Origin of the sequence: Mesotoga infera (assembly GCA_011045915.1) — a bacterium.
GTDB lineage: Bacteria > Thermotogota > Thermotogae > Petrotogales > Kosmotogaceae > Mesotoga > Mesotoga infera_D.
Genome location: DSBT01000193.1, coordinates 1 through 14,595 on the forward strand (window position 1 = coordinate 1; position 14,595 = coordinate 14,595).

The following is a 14,595-nucleotide window of genomic DNA, read 5'->3' on the forward strand; positions in this document are numbered from 1 at the left end:
CAGCTGAACAGTTTTCCCGGGTGCTCTCGATGGCCGAGGAAAAGGGATGGAGTGTTGTGTCCGGTCAGTCGAGACCGCTGACTGAATTCCTCATGTTTAATTTCAACGCTCCCGATCCTGTGAAGCGCGAGTGGTTCAGAAATGAGCACTTCAGGAAGGCAATAGCATACCTGATGGATCGAGAATCGATTCTCAGTACGGTCTTTTCTGGTCTGGGCGCCTCTATTCACGGGCCATTATCTTCATCGAGCATCTATTACGATCCCAATGTGGAGGAGATCAGTTACGACTTTTCGCCGACCCGGGCAAGGCTTGAGCTAAAGCGAGGCGGTTTCGACTGGAGAAGTGACGGAACCTGTATCGACTATTATGGGAATCCAGTGAGTTTCCAGATACTAACCTGTCCCTGGAGCAGCCAGTGGGTGGGAATCGTCACAGTTCTCTCAGATCAACTTTCAAAGATCGGAATCAACGCAACTACTGCTTTCATGGACTGGGACACATGTGTTACCAAAGCCCATTCTGGAACATTCGACTCAATGACACTCGCAGAGGCAGGCGCTGAGCCGGGTCTCCTTACAATGGTCTACCATTCAAGCGGGGCGAGACATTACTGGAATTATCACCCCGATTACAATCCAAGCGATCATATAACCGAGGAGACGTATTATTATCCCGACTGGCAGAAGAGAATAGATGAGATCCTAGAAGTGCAAAGATCCGTTATTGAACTCGAAGAGAGATACGAACTGTTCTCCGAATTCCAGTTGTTGATGGCCCAACATTTGCCTATCGTCTTTACGACTACACAGCTTCTTCTCTATGCGTACGACAATAGCATCCATCACGGGCCATGGAAATATGGATCGATGTTCGAACTGCCCTGGAGATCATGGGATGTCTGGAGAGACTGAAGGGAGATGCTTAAGTGAAGCGCAGATCAACGGCTTATATCGTTGTGCTTTTCTTCTCCTGTGTGTTTTCGAGCGCGCGAGATCATTATGTCGCAGAAGTCTCCGGGAAACCAAGATGGATTTGGTGAATAGATTCCCTTCAGTCCGTTGAAGATATACTAGACTCGAAAAGTGGGTGAGACAGATGTTCAGAATCGACTTTAAGCTAGATAAGGAAAGCACGGTTCCGCTATATCTGCAGTTAATCGAAAGGCTGAGAAAGAAAATCCTATCAGGCGAGTATCCCGACGGCTCTAAACTGCCTTCCTTGAGAGAGATGGAACAGCTACTCGGCGTGAGTAAGAACGTCATCTTGAAAGCTATGAACGAACTCTACATGGATGATCTTGTCTACAGAGAAGTCGGAAGCGGTACATATATTCGCGCCAAAAAAGAGAAGGGAGCAGATTCTGGCCCTATCGACTGGTGCAGGCACCTTGACACATGGTACAGACATACACATCAGTTCAAGAAGAGATCACCAACGAGCGAAATAGCTACACGCGGTCTCCAGGTGATTTTTCACAACGAATCGCCGGACGATGAATTAATCCCAAATCAGCTCCTTAAGGCTCTCACACAAAGGGCAATGAAGAGCGACCTCTTCCTTGAGACGGTCAACCATGTGGAGCATCCGAAAGGATTGCGTGATCTTAGAAAAACAATATGTATGAGACTCGGATGTAATGGAGAGAGCCTGAAGCCTGAAAATGTTATCGTGAGTGGCAGAAACGTCGAATCTGAGCATTTGATCTTCAAAGCCTTCACCAGACAGGGAGAAAGCGTGGTTGTGGAAAACCCCACGAATATGAACGTGCTGGGAATTCTGAAGACCCTTCACTTGAAGGTAATTCCTGTAAGAAGAAGTATTGAGGGAATCGATCTAAACCAACTTGAAGATGTTCTCAGAAAGAATTCGGTGAAACTCATCTATTTACAGTCAACTGCGGGTGAACCGATGGGTTCGACGATGCCTGACAGGAAGAAACATGAACTTGTGAAGCTCGCTACAGGTCACAGAGTTCCAATTGTCGACGACTTGACCGGGGGCTCCGAGTTTCAGTACACGGGTAAGACACCCTTTCCAATCCGCCACTATGAAGAGGACAATGTTGTCTTCGAAATACATGATATAGTGAAAACCTTTGGAGCGGGAGTCACTACAGGCTGGATTGTCGGCCCGGAAAAAGCGCTCGACGTATTGTGGAGCTCAATGAGAGTCATAGAAAGAGATGTCGCCGGATTACTTCAGTTGGTGACAAACGAGATACTCAACTCCGAGTTCTACGATCATCATCTTTCGTTCGTACAGGAGAAACTTGCAAAAAGGCGAGAATTGCTAATCCATGCCTGTAACAGATACCTGCCGTCGTACGCCAAAGCCAACATATGTGATTCAGGCACAAGCTGGTGGGTAGAACTTCCTAAGGGCTTTGATGTACGCGATATAAGAAGGAATCTCAACAGGAATAACATAGAGATTGCGCCGGGAAACTGGTTCTTCAATGACGAAATAGGATACAACTTCTTCAGGCTGGGGCTCTACGTGAAGGAAGAGTACATAGAACCGGCTCTGATAGAAATAGGAAAGACAATAGAGAGATACAGAAAACACGAGTTCGGCTCTGTCACAAAGTTTGAATACGCAAATTGGTGACGATCATTCGAAAGAACTCCAGAACAGAAGCTGACTCACTCACAGAGAAGAGCTCGATTCTACTTGATGCACAGGGCTTAAATCGAGAGTTCTTAGGAAATAGCCACGCACGCGTAAAGTCTCGAGTTCGCACGTGCTCTTTGGAAGGAGCGTGATAGCCTGTGAAAAGATTCATGATCACTTCGGAGAGCGAGCTCCCCAAAGAACCGTCTGATACGGCCTTTGTAATTCTCGATGTTACCGATCCCCGCAATATATCCTTCGTCGATCGGATAAGGACTCTGGGTACGACCATTTCTTTCGCCTCGCATAACGGGCTTCTCTTCTGCAGTGAAATTGGAAGCCTCGAAGTCTTCGATGTTTCGAGCCTTCCAGAAATCTCCAGAGTATCCATCTTTGAGGGAAACCATCCCGGCAACACAACACTGTATGAAGTATCGGAAAGACGCTTGTACCTTTCAAGCTATCAGCAGGGAATAAGCGTAATTGATGTCAAGGACCCGATTTCTCCGACTCTGCTCGGCTCATGTGATTGTGATATTTCGGTCGAACCCACCGCCACTGTTGGAGCCTATGGAATCTCCCAGATAGAAAAGAAGGGGAGCTTTGTCTATGGAGTCGCCATGGACTACTTTATGGATGAAGAACGTGAGGCGCTCTATGTATACGACGTAAACGATGCCAAAAGTATTAGGAAGGCTGCCAGATTGAGCACAACCCCCGTTAGGGGCCATGGAATGGCTATAGATGGCAATCATCTATTTGCTGTTGGTGCTTTTGGAGTTCTCTCAATAGACATATCATCTCCTGAGGAGCCTCTCACGATTGGAGAACTGCTGCTTGAAGGAAGATTCGGCGTTTTCGCCCGAAATTACAGGAATCGACTCCTTCTTTCCGGAAGAATACTCGAGTCATCCAATGAAGAGAGTCCTTCCAGGGATTACACCAAACGTACTTCTACGCCGATCCTTTCGAGCGACAGGAAGCAGAATGGATTCTTTCAGGTGATCGACACCTCAAACCTGGTGCATCCTCGCCTCATAAAAGAGACCCGTATTGACACGGGAGAAGGCTTTGGATTTACCGTGTACAAAGATACCGCCTATCTGGCATGCTCTCACGGTGTCGCGACTGTGGATGTCAGAGATGTAAATAATCCAACAGTTTTGGCTTTTTTTGATGAACTGGATCAGACAAAGGAATACATAGGCGTGGCGATAATAGAAGTAGCCTGAAGAAGCCAAAACGTCTCTTCTTCTATCTCTTAAAACGGGTTCATGATTTTGGGCTTGGCTGACGCTGGCCACCTCCTTTTGCTCTTGATCTCAATCCCCGCTTGAGAGAAGAGTTAAGAGACAGAGATGTCGACAAGTAATGGCAGCTAGAAAAGGCAAACTTTTGATAACTTTGAGCTTCATCTGATCTTGACAAACATCGCTTTTTTCGGACTGTGATCTCCCATCAAGGAGGCAAGATATCTGTGAAACGTCTTGTTTTTGGTGAGAATCTGTCGGGCTGGAATATCGGTTCGTCATTCATTGTGGCAGATGTCCCCAACCCGGCGAAGATATCCGTCAGTGCCAGGGTTGAAACTGCAGGAGACTGCACGACCTTCCTCGCCGATTCGGGAAGACTCTACTGCCTTGAAAGAGAGTTCTTCGAAGTCTTCGATATCGCAGATATCGAGAACATAAAACTGCTGAAAAGAATTGAAGGATACAGTGGAGTATACATTCTTTTAGATAGAACGAAGGAGCTGCTCTACCTCTCTAATTGGAGGCGCGGAATAGCAATCCTGGATATCTCCAACAGGGATAATCCAACACCGTTGGGAAGCGCCGACTGTGACTGTGTTGATCCTCATCCAGTTGGAAATGATGGACCATATGGTATGTCAAGCGGCCTTTGTCTCAGAGGCAATTTCCTGTTTGGTGTCACCATGGATTACGTTACGTCGAGAAACCTGGGAGCTTTGTACGTGTACGATGTTTCAGATCCTTCGAATCCAAAGAAAGTCACGAAAATCCCGACTCCGGACTTCAGAGCGCACGGGATGGATTCGAAAGGCAACTATGTCTTCGCCGTCGGTGCGCACGGAATCCTATCATTCGACATCTCCATTCCTGAAGACACCATGATTGTTGGAGAGCTGAAGACCGGCAATCACTTTTTGGTGAGCGCGAAGCTAGCCGATGATTTTCTCTTTGCAGTTGGTGTTATTCACGGCTCTGTCGAACAAACTGGAATTCTTGATGTAATAGATATCTCAAACCCTCTGCACCCTCGAAGAATTGGAGGGATTGTCTTGCCTCTCAGTTTCGGATACAACATAGCGATAGACGATGAGATAGCCTACATCGCCTGCGACTCAGGAGTGGCGATAGTAGATATCGGCAGACCGGAATCACCGAGATTGCTCATCGCTCGAAACGCTCCGGAGGGCAAATGTAATGACGGAATACACGTTCTTGATATCTAGTTCGCTCGGTCAACCGTAAGTATCTCCAGTCCGGAAGCAATTCTGAAATTGCCCGAGGGGCGGAATAGATGGGTGATATCCGGATTATCGGGATCACTCACATTTATTACCCGCATACCGAAACTCGAAACGAGGATAAGTCTCTCCCCGATCTTCCTCATAGAGACATCCGAAAAATCTGTCTGAAAGTTAATCGCCAGAAGCGTCTTTCCTTCGAATTTTGGCTCTTCAGGCCGCCTTAGATCTGCGATGTTCAGCAAGCCAATGGTTGTCCTAAGAGCCCATTCATGCTCGACGAGATATGCGAAGTCTCCGTCGACGAGAATTGCGACCCCTCTCATGTTCTCCCTTTTCTTGAGTACAGACTCTCCGCTCTCTTCAATGCTACTCATGCTCCTGATCATTAAGCTATTGAATCCGGCGACGTACAGTTGTTCACCTTTAAATGAAATAACGTTCCCCTTACAGGGGGCAATACTCACTTCTTTTATCAGTTGAGGACTCTCAGGCAGAGAGACATCATAGACCAGCAGGCATTCACGGTGAGACGAAGTATTCAAGTCGTTAACAAGCAGTAGAAGTTGGTTATCATGCAAGGCGATATCCGACATGACCAGATCTTCTGAAAGGTTTCCCGGGTAGATGTGACTGAGCAACTTCGGCTCTTCTCGTTTGGCTATACTTATGATCCCAACACCCTGAACTTCGTCTAGAACGAATATAAGATCCCTGTGGACATCCGGCGCGATCTTCTTCCCTCCGAACCCCTTGAAATGAGAGATAAGACTTACTTCCGGCAATTCATCTACATTGTAGATATCGACTTCGGAGTTTCCTGAACAGACGAGATTACTCCCGACTCCGAAAAGGTCTCTGTAAAAACCTTGACAGGGTGTCCTGCCAGCTAGCGCCGGTGTCTGATTGGGTGTAATATCGATCACCATGAAGGCGCAATCTTCTCTCTCATCGGGATCAGAATCCATGGATATTGCGAGGTTTCTCATGATCTCTTCCACCTCTTTTCTATCTCAAGCGGATAAATCTATGACCTCAATGGAATCATAGACCATGTTTGCTCCCGAGGGTCCGCAAAGGCCTCTAACGGCAGGTTTTTCGGGGTCAGAGATTTCAACGGCAGAAATAGTGCTGTCGCTTACCACATAAGCCAGATCATCTACCAATGCCAGGTTCCAGCTGATGCGTCCGATTGTCGGCGTTTCTCCGATCCCCTTTATATGAAGTGGGTTGGTGATGTCAAAAATCGACAGCACCCCGGCAGAGCCTTCCGGAGCGTAATTTGACCCTGCACTGAAAAGCAGATTTCCATTGATTGTGGCATTACAGCACATTCTTGCTATGAGTTCGAGCCTGTTGATAAACATAGGATCGGTTGGCTCAGAGATGTTAAAGACGAGTATGCCTTCAAACCCCGAAGCGTATGCGTAGTCGCCGCGAATTGTTATTCCGTGGCTTCTCCAGGGAGCGGTGCTGATTATCGCTGCTTGAGAAGGTTTTGATGGATCGGCTATATCGTACACAATGAAAACCTCTCTGTGCTTGTCGTCCGTATAGTCACAGGTCACGCAGAAAGCGTATCTTCCTCGCACCACAATTCCTGCAACGCCATAGGGTCCGTACGGACTGTCGTCGTCAGGCAAGACCTCGTAGTTACATGGCGCTCTGCCGACAACGGAAGGACTAAAGGGATCATGAATATCAACGATAGTGATTCCCCTCTTCCAGGAAGTCAGATAAGCGTAATTGCCGTCAGAAGACAGTTCCATATCGATTCCACCATACAGGTCGATATGGGAGATCTCTTTCACAGAACTTAAGTCAGAAACATCGTATATTGAGAAATCTCTGGACATCGAGCAGTAGATCAACCCGTCTTTGTATGCCAAGGATACAACTAAGCTATGAGTCTCCATAACGAAAAGCGAAGACAGTCGAAAAGGATCGGTCGCATCTATGAAGTTTAGTCGAAATCTGGTTCCCTTAGGGAAATTGCTTTCGGTAACAACAAGAACTCTTCTCATCACCGGACCACCTCTTCTCAGATCGGTCCTTATCCAACATTATTATACTAATCAAGGATCTACATCATATATCCACAAACAGTCTCTCGCACAACATCAATCATAAAAAACTGGCCCGCTATGCGGGCCGATCCTCTAGTTAGAAGGGAAAAGGGTTTTGTACTCTTTTTATCGAGACTTGTATCACAGTGTAAGATAAGTGGGAACGCCGTTCAAAAACTCTTGAGCAAATCTGTCTTTATCCGCGGCGACAACTGCCGCGCTTTCCAGACCGGTTTCGTCTTTGAAGAAGACTATTACCTTATCGAAGGGGCAGAGAACGCAGCCGTACTTTTCTGCTCCCAAGAAAACCTCTTTCCAGAGCACATCAATTCCAATTTCGTAAAGGAGATGCAAGCAGATTTGAGAGATATCCAGTTTGTAGCCACCCCCGGCTGTGTTGACGTACGCTTGTGTTACTGTCAAAGTTCCATCGAGATCGTATCTCGCAATTGCCAGTGAGGCTACTATCGTTATCAGCAAGAAAATTATTATGAAAGTCTTTCTCATTTTATTTTGCACCTCCTTCAGAAAAGAATCCATTGCTACATCGAATCATTACCTGCACACTTATCCAAACCTTAGAGAGTCATCTAAATAGTACGAGATAATCAGGCTTCAATAGTAGTTCCATAGTCATGCGCGAAATCCCACTCATTTGCGGCCAGTACCGCCACCTTCTCCACGCCTTTTTCGATGTAGAAGACAATTATCCTGTCACTTGTTGAAAGCGAAAGGCCTCTCTCGATTGCCGTCCTACATACTTCTTGCCAGAGCAAACATCTCGATGCACAACTGCAGAAATCACTACAGTTTTCATTAACCGCGACCATGACGTCACCGTTCAAAGAATGAATGTAGACCTCGGTAATCTGTGAAGCGTGATACCTGTTCAGGGGAGCATTCTCCACCAGCATCAACGGACCCGCTCCACCTTCGAAAAACGTCCCTGTTTCCGGGATAGCCAAAACACTTATCGAGAGCAACACTACGAAGCTTACCAGAAGAATCATTACCCTTTTCATACCAAACACCTCCTGTAATCGTGTCGAGACTTAAACCTATGGTTTAAGAAACCCGTTCTCTTTCTTTAAACACTTCATCACGATAGTCAATTACCTCTATTCCTTCGGCTATTCTGTTAACTTCACAAGGTGAGCAGAGATTCAACAAGACAGGCTTTTCGGGATTGGAAACATCAACTATTGCAATACCACACTGACAGGCAAGATAGGCTAAACTGCCTACCACCTTAACGTTCGTTGCTGCTCTTGCCGGAATGAGAAGCTCGCTTACACACTTCAAATGCAGAGGATTGGATATGTCGAAGATTCTTAATCCAGCGAGTCTTCTGTTGGGCTCATAAACAATCTCAGGTACATAGAGAAAATCGCCTGAAAGCCATGGATTCATGCCAAAACGGTCGGGAGTCTCGATCAAGGAAATAACCGCAGGTTCCTCCGGCCTGGAGATATCAATTACCATCGTGCTTCTCAGGCCGACAATGACAACGCAGTTCCTTTTCAACACAATGCCGTGGCCACGACATGGAAAAGTATTTACTCTAGCGATCCATTTTGGGTTGCCCGGTTTCGAGATGTCAAAAACGTATAGAGCCTCTCTGTTCTGGAGCATATCGTAGTCCATAATCGAAGCAAATAGCAATTTGTCCCTTATCGTAAGACCAGATACTCCGTAAGGATTGATCTCCCCTGTATTCTTTTCATCGCCATTGCATCCCATTCTTCCGATTATCTTCGGTTCAAAGGAATTGCTCACGTCGATGACTAAAACTCCGTTCTTCCAGTCCGCGATAAACACGCGGCCCTTTTTCTGCGATATCACTATCTGGCAGCCGCCGTTTGCCTTGAGTCTTGAAATCAACTTCGGCAAAAAAGGATCAGAGATGTCAAAGATCAAGAAACTGCCCGGAATACTGCAATAGAGCGCGTCGTTACTACTTGCGAAACTTCCACAGTGATCTGGTAGTCTGTTTCTGCTAATCACGACAGGATCAAAGGGGTTGCTAACATCTATCATCGCGAACCCACAATCGCTTTTCGTAGGAAAATGTGAATCTGCTGTAACGACTACTCTCTTCATTGAACCCACCTCACAATGGAATGGGACAGCAAATTTACTTAGTGAAAGGGGGGGTTCCGCCCCCCCTCTCTTCTCGGGTCTGGGCCCTTTTATGATCAAACTGGACCACTTGCGAATGACCGTTTCTCTCTTTCCGATAAGAGTATAGGGTCGATTTTCCACTTCTAAGGGTACATTTGCGCCTAAGTTCATGGGAACACTTGTCTTTCATCAAAAGAGAACACGAATTCTATAACCATTTCTTAGAGCACACATCTGCAGTTCAAAGAAGACAATCGGATATAGCCGATAGAAACTGGCAGAGTTCAAAACGAGAGAACCCCGAAGAAAACGTGGTCGAGGGTAAAGACATGGGTTGGAAAGAGCAAAAGATCAGTTTCAAGATGCAAGTTCCATGTTGCAAGCATTAGAACCGCTGCATGCTAAAAACAGAGAACTCGCTGATCGATGGAAAAAACGCTTTGCACTGCTGAAAAGCGTTCTTGGTCCTTCCCAAAATCATGAACCCGTCCTTGGTTAAGATCAAGCGAGAAAGAGCATGATCGAGATGTTCACTGAACTCGCGAGAAGAGCGGGATTCTGAGCAGGATCATCTCAGAATGACTTAACCAAAGGGAACAATGTGAAACAAGAAAAGACTTTTGTCCCCGGCAACTTGCACCAACTCTTTGCTTTATCATCCCATATAGCCTGCCACAGTGAGCCTGCACAAAGTGCTCCTGTTTGGGGCTCCTGCTTGGGGGTTGTTCAGGGTCATCCCGCAGAGTCCGCCCTGGAATTTACTCGCTTCGTCATCCCACAAACTCTGCCCTGGAATCCATCCACTTAGCCTGCCCTGATAATCTCCTGTTCAGGGTCATCCCGATATGCAACTGATCGGGATCTGGTCTTAAAACGCTCCAAAGGACGAGATCCTGGCCAGTAGCATGCCAGCTACTCTAAGGCAAGAAAAGACTGTCGCGGCGAAGGCGTACGGTTATGAGTCTCACCAATGAGCCTCCCTAGATCCACTCTCTTTGTCATCCCGTGATACAACTGCACGGGATCTCTCCTTTTGCTCCGCACGAGTTAGTTCGGGCGCTCGCCACTGTATACAGTGACCGGGCTCAGCTGAAAGCTGAGACTGGCATCACGAAGTGGTACTGACGAAGGCGAAGCCTTCACTGGCGGAGGAAGATTCTCCGCCAATGTGACTGGCCACCGAAGGTGACTGGCCTGTGTAAGCAGACTGGCCCTTTTTCGTTTCCTGGCGCGTAAGCAGCAGCATCACTTCCCTGCAAAGCCAGCCTTGCATCCATTTTTGTCCGGCAACTTCCCGAAATAGCTTTGTAGGTTATAATTATCCAGGAGGTGAGAGCTATGGCAAGCACTTACAGAAGAGAGATGTTGGAGTCAGAGATATTGAAGGTTCTCACGGTAGCTCTATCATCTTACACCAGCGAAAAAGACTCGCTGGGTATGGCTTCAATTGTCAGGGTTGAACTGACTAAAGACAAACGGTTCGCGACCGTGTACGTTAGTCTTATGGGCCCCGACGACAAGAAGAAGAAGCTCGTTGAGAAACTGAATGAAGACAAGGGGTTTTTTAGAACTGCCATTGCAAAGAACATCCGGCTTTTCAAAGCCCCCGAGATTCGTTTTAAGGAAGATACCGGAATCGAAGCAAGCTTGAGAGTGGCAAAACTTCTCGAGCAGATCGAAAAGGAGAAGAACGATACGGAAGATGAATGATGGAATAGTACTTGTTGACAAGCCAGTCGGTGTAACCTCTCACGATGTTGTCAACCTTCTTCGCAAGAAACTGAATACAAAGAAGATAGGCCATGCAGGAACACTTGATCCCTTCGCTAGCGGGCTTCTAATAGCCGGCGTAAAAAAAGGGACGAGAGTACTTGAGTACTTTCTCGATATGGACAAGACATACAAGGCTGAGCTTGAACTGGGACGAATAACAGACACATTTGACAATACGGGAAAGACGGTCGAAGAGAGAGAAGTTCCTGCACTTTCCGAGGATGAGATAATTACTGTCTTGAAGTCTTTTGAAGGAGAGTATCTGCAGGTGCCTCCCGCGTACTCCGCCAAGAAGTACAACGGAGAAAGACTGTACAAGCTTGCAAGGGAGGGAAAGATCATCAACCTTCCGCCAAGAGCGGTGAGAGTTTATTCAATGACGGATATAAGCTGTTCGAGAGAAAGGATCACCTTCACTGCTAGAGTCTCCAAGGGGACCTACATAAGGTCTTTGGTTATGGACATAGGTTATAAGCTCGGCTGTGGAGCGACTGCCACAAACCTCCGTCGGGTCTCGCAAGGAAGGTTTTCGGTCGACAGCGCTTTTCAGATCGACGACGTCTCGCAGATCTCCATTATTTCGCTTGAAGAAGCGGTTGACTTTCTTCCAGGTCTACTCCTTAGCGATTCAGAGAGCGTCAACGTCCTGCTTGGCCGACAGATCTACGCTGGCGGAGTTGCCGGTATCCTGGGAAAGTTTACCAAGGATGAGATAATCCGCATTGTTGGAAGCGACGAGCGCCTTATCGCGATAGCGCGATCCGAACGCACCTCCTCATTCGTAAAGACCCTTCTGACAAGGGGTTCAGTCGAGAGAGTGGCAAAACTCGTGAAGGTTCTTGGTGCCTGATATGTATGCAGCTTGTATAGGCAACTTCGACGGCGTTCATCTCGGTCACAGGGCAATCATGCAAAAAACTGTTGATCTTGCCGAAGATCTCGGCCTGCAGAGCGTAGCAATTTCGATTGTCTATCCATGGGGATACTACTTCCCAAATTTCCCCGGAATTATTTATCCGGTCACCCACCGTCTCGAGCTGATTCTGTCATCTGGCATCGAAAAGGTAATGACGGCCAACATGTCAGAGATAAGATACCTCGAGCCTGAAGACTACATTTCGAACCTTATAAAGCAGGGTGTGAGAGTCGTTGTCGTCGGAAGCGATTTTACCTTCGGAAACGGCGCAAAAGGAAATGTGAGACTTCTGAAGAAGCTCTCAGAAGAGAGGGATTTCAGGGTGGATATAGTCCCCGATGCAATGCACGACAACAGAAGAATAAGCTCTAGCTGGATCAGGGAGGCTCTCGCCAAAGGCGATATCGCCCTTGTCAACTCTCTTCTCGGGAAAAATTATACTATAAGGGGAGTCGTTTACAAAGACAGACAGCTGGGGTCGAAGATAGGCTTCCCAACCGCAAACATATACAGGGGCGACGAAAGACTTGTAACACCAAGATCGGGAGTTTACATTGTCAGATCCCAGATAGATTCAAGAGATTACTTTGGCCTGCTGAATGTGGGGTTCAGGCCGACTATAAACACATCGGAGGAAGTCAAATACGAAGTGTACTTCTTCAACTATTCCGGAAACCTCTACGACAGAAAGCTCGAACTGGAAGTCCTCGAATTCATAAGGCCGGAGCTTAAATTCGAATCCCTCGACAAACTGATAGAACAGATCAGACATGATGAAAAGGTCTCAAGACGCTGGCTTGAGATCCACTCAAATATGCTCTGAGAAAAACGATGAGATTGCATCGAAGAACTGAGTCCTCCTCTCCTCGTCGGCAAACATCTCGTGCTTTCCACCCGGGATTTCGAGTATTTTCTTTTCGGTTTCCATCTTCTCGTAGAGCTCCTGAGCACCGACAGGGTCGACAACCCTGTCTGCCGAACCGTATACGATCAGAACAGGGATTCTGACTTTATTCGCATCAGCCATAGCCATCTCGATACTCTCTTCAAGACCGAAGAAGAGATTTGGCGAGACCCTGTCATGAACATACGGGTCTTCAATATACCGCTTAACAGCCCTTTCATTGTGAGAAAGATCTGAAGGGGTGAATCGTGACGAACTGCTAAAAGTGGCCTTCGGAGCAATTCTTCTGATAATGGAAATCAGAGGGAGCAGGTTCTTGACAGAATCCTTTGCAGAGAATAGATGCGGCGCGCTGATAGCAACCGCTTTGAAGGAGTTCGGATACTCCTCAACGACCCTTGTGGCGATAAGCCCGCCCATACTGTGGCCGAAAATGAAGACGGGAAGATCTGGCTGAACTTTCTTCACACCGTCTGCAAGCTGCTTGACAGCGGAAGTGAAATCGCCGAACGACGTGATGAAGCCTCTCGTTCCGGCCTGCATACCGTGACCGGCAAAGTCCGTCGCAAATACACCAAATCCATTTCCGCTCAGATAAGAAGCAAAACTTTCATATCTTCCGCTATGCTCACCGATTCCATGACATATAACAACGTTCGCCCTAGCGTCCAGAGAAAACCACCGTCTGACAAACACCGAAACACCTCCTCAAAATGATTATATCTCTTAAGCAGGGGTGTTTACAAAAGCCAGAGACCATGATAATATTATTTCTGTTCGGCCCCATAGGATAACGGCTAGTCCACCGGATTCTCAGTCCGAAGGTCGGGGTTCGATTCCCCGTGGGGCTGCCACTTCCATAACCGTTCCATAAGCTCCGAAAATGGTTAAGGGTCTCCCGAGAGGGAGATCCTTCGTTTTGAATCCGGTACCTTAATCTTCTCTTGAGCGTGAGCGCTCTGAAATACGGTTCACCACTTACCGTCAAAGGCCAAGAATCCGTTTGCCGACAATATCCGAACCCACGCGCATTCAAGACCAAGACTTCGCTGACTACTGCCAAGAGACGTCCTCCGCTACTGCAAAGCCCTGCCCAGGCAGCCAAAATCATCGCCCAGCCTAGATTTTGCGTTTCAACTTGAGAATCGTAATCGACAAGCCCAGAGCGAGCAAGGAGGCATATATTGTGATGGTATCGCTTTGAGTCAAATCGTCGGACTCCTTTACGGGGATTTGCTCAACCTCTCCTCTTGCCCTGTCTCCCATGCCGAAGTCGGCCATATTCTCCGGGGGTTGCATATTTGCTCTCGCATCAACGCTCCCCGTCGCATCGGAATCGGGAATCACTTGAGGAGGCTGCATATTCTGCATTCCTTCCTCTCTTGCATTTCCAAATCTCATGGCATCGGGATTTTGAGCGTTGCGGTCTTGAAATGCTATGTTTGCCATCTGGCTTTCCATTTTTTGGAGTATCCATTCCCTCATTTTGGTGGTGATTTCATGGCCCCTTACAACGGTGACGTTTTCTTCTTGCGTTTTGCTTTCAGAATAGACTGACTCAAGGTTGGTCGCATCTATGGTTTCGCTGGAAGCGGCCGTTTCCCATTCCTCTATCAACTGCAGAAGTACTTCTTCGGGAAACATCTCGAGGGGATCTGCATTCTCTGCATTCCTGTTGTTTCTCACAGGCATTGCGTCAACCGGAACGTTC

Annotated in this window: 13 protein-coding genes and 1 tRNA gene; 8 read left to right on the top strand and 6 right to left on the bottom strand. The window is 47.3% G+C overall.

Annotated features, from left to right (window positions below; translation table 11 throughout):
* The 4 genes from ENN47_07110 to ENN47_07125 all read left to right on the top strand — a co-directional run.
* Positions 1–914, top strand: a 914-nt coding sequence (locus tag ENN47_07110; GenBank protein HDP77937.1) for an ABC transporter substrate-binding protein, incomplete at its 5' end; no start/stop codon positions are given.
* 184 nt (positions 915–1,098) lie between these two features.
* The gene (locus tag ENN47_07115; GenBank protein HDP77938.1) at positions 1,099–2,610 is read left to right on the top strand and encodes a PLP-dependent aminotransferase family protein; all 1,512 of its coding nucleotides are present in this window, start codon (positions 1,099–1,101) and stop codon (positions 2,608–2,610) included.
* Between the two features lie 161 nt (positions 2,611–2,771).
* A complete protein-coding gene (locus ENN47_07120; protein ID HDP77939.1) occupies positions 2,772–3,845 on the top strand; it encodes a hypothetical protein in 1,074 nt (357 codons plus the stop codon).
* A gap of 215 nt (positions 3,846–4,060) precedes the next feature.
* Positions 4,061–5,089: a hypothetical protein gene (locus ENN47_07125; protein ID HDP77940.1), complete on the top strand. Its 1,029-nt coding sequence runs from the start codon at positions 4,061–4,063 to the stop codon at positions 5,087–5,089.
* Here the strand turns inward: ENN47_07125 and ENN47_07130 are convergent.
* The 5 genes from ENN47_07130 to ENN47_07150 form a co-directional block, all read right to left on the bottom strand.
* Positions 5,086–6,093: a hypothetical protein gene (locus ENN47_07130; protein HDP77941.1), complete on the bottom strand. Its 1,008-nt coding sequence runs from the start codon at positions 6,091–6,093 to the stop codon at positions 5,086–5,088. The two genes, ENN47_07125 and ENN47_07130, sit on opposite strands and share 4 nt — an antisense overlap.
* A gap of 24 nt (positions 6,094–6,117) precedes the next feature.
* On the bottom strand, positions 6,118–7,128 hold the full coding sequence (locus ENN47_07135; protein ID HDP77942.1) for a hypothetical protein: 1,011 nt from the start codon (positions 7,126–7,128) through the stop codon (positions 6,118–6,120).
* Positions 7,129–7,311: 183 nt separating this feature from the next.
* Positions 7,312–7,677 carry a hypothetical protein gene (locus tag ENN47_07140; GenBank protein ID HDP77943.1) on the bottom strand — a complete coding sequence of 122 codons (366 nt, stop codon included), beginning with the start codon at positions 7,675–7,677 and terminating at the stop codon, positions 7,312–7,314.
* Between the two features lie 101 nt (positions 7,678–7,778).
* Positions 7,779–8,192 (bottom strand): hypothetical protein, encoded by a 414-nt coding sequence (locus tag ENN47_07145; protein ID HDP77944.1) that lies wholly within the window; start codon positions 8,190–8,192, stop codon positions 7,779–7,781.
* Positions 8,193–8,235: 43 nt separating this feature from the next.
* The gene (locus ENN47_07150; protein HDP77945.1) at positions 8,236–9,462 is read right to left on the bottom strand and encodes a hypothetical protein; all 1,227 of its coding nucleotides are present in this window, start codon (positions 9,460–9,462) and stop codon (positions 8,236–8,238) included.
* A gap of 1,167 nt (positions 9,463–10,629) precedes the next feature.
* Here ENN47_07150 and rbfA point away from each other — a divergent pair.
* Genes rbfA through ribF form a run of 3 tightly spaced genes read left to right on the top strand, consistent with a single transcriptional unit; the run spans position 10,630 to position 12,803 of the window.
* Positions 10,630–11,001 carry a 30S ribosome-binding factor RbfA gene (gene rbfA, locus ENN47_07155; protein HDP77946.1) on the top strand — a complete coding sequence of 124 codons (372 nt, stop codon included), beginning with the start codon at positions 10,630–10,632 and terminating at the stop codon, positions 10,999–11,001.
* Positions 10,994–11,914 (top strand): tRNA pseudouridine(55) synthase TruB, encoded by a 921-nt coding sequence (gene truB / locus ENN47_07160; protein ID HDP77947.1) that lies wholly within the window; start codon positions 10,994–10,996, stop codon positions 11,912–11,914. The genes rbfA and truB overlap by 8 nt, the downstream gene beginning before the upstream one ends.
* Positions 11,907–12,803: a riboflavin biosynthesis protein RibF gene (ribF, locus tag ENN47_07165; GenBank protein ID HDP77948.1), complete on the top strand. Its 897-nt coding sequence runs from the start codon at positions 11,907–11,909 to the stop codon at positions 12,801–12,803. Before truB ends, ribF begins: the two co-directional genes overlap by 8 nt.
* Here the strand turns inward: ribF and ENN47_07170 are convergent.
* The gene (locus tag ENN47_07170; protein HDP77949.1) at positions 12,789–13,580 is read right to left on the bottom strand and encodes an alpha/beta hydrolase; all 792 of its coding nucleotides are present in this window, start codon (positions 13,578–13,580) and stop codon (positions 12,789–12,791) included. The genes ribF and ENN47_07170 overlap by 15 nt on opposite strands.
* Before the next feature lie 83 nt (positions 13,581–13,663).
* Between ENN47_07170 and ENN47_07175 the strand changes: the two genes are divergently transcribed.
* Positions 13,664–13,738: transfer RNA gene (locus ENN47_07175), tRNA-Glu, on the top strand.
* Positions 13,739–14,595 lie beyond the last annotated feature (857 nt).

What these genes read in the sequence shown, in the direction of transcription:
- ENN47_07145 (HDP77944.1), bottom strand. Translation starts at nt 8,192, where the DNA reads ATGAAAAGGGTAATGATTCTTCTGGTAAGCTTCGTAGTGTTGCTCTCG.
- ENN47_07150 (HDP77945.1), bottom strand. Translation starts at nt 9,462, where the DNA reads ATGAACTTAGGCGCAAATGTACCCTTAGAAGTGGAAAATCGACCCTAT.
- rbfA (HDP77946.1), top strand. Translation starts at nt 10,630, where the DNA reads ATGGCAAGCACTTACAGAAGAGAGATGTTGGAGTCAGAGATATTGAAG.
- ENN47_07115 (HDP77938.1), top strand. Translation starts at nt 1,099, where the DNA reads ATGTTCAGAATCGACTTTAAGCTAGATAAGGAAAGCACGGTTCCGCTA.
- truB (HDP77947.1), top strand. Translation starts at nt 10,994, where the DNA reads ATGAATGATGGAATAGTACTTGTTGACAAGCCAGTCGGTGTAACCTCT.
- ENN47_07130 (HDP77941.1), bottom strand. Translation starts at nt 6,093, where the DNA reads ATGAGAAACCTCGCAATATCCATGGATTCTGATCCCGATGAGAGAGAA.
- ENN47_07140 (HDP77943.1), bottom strand. Translation starts at nt 7,677, where the DNA reads ATGAGAAAGACTTTCATAATAATTTTCTTGCTGATAACGATAGTAGCC.
- ENN47_07135 (HDP77942.1), bottom strand. Translation starts at nt 7,128, where the DNA reads ATGAGAAGAGTTCTTGTTGTTACCGAAAGCAATTTCCCTAAGGGAACC.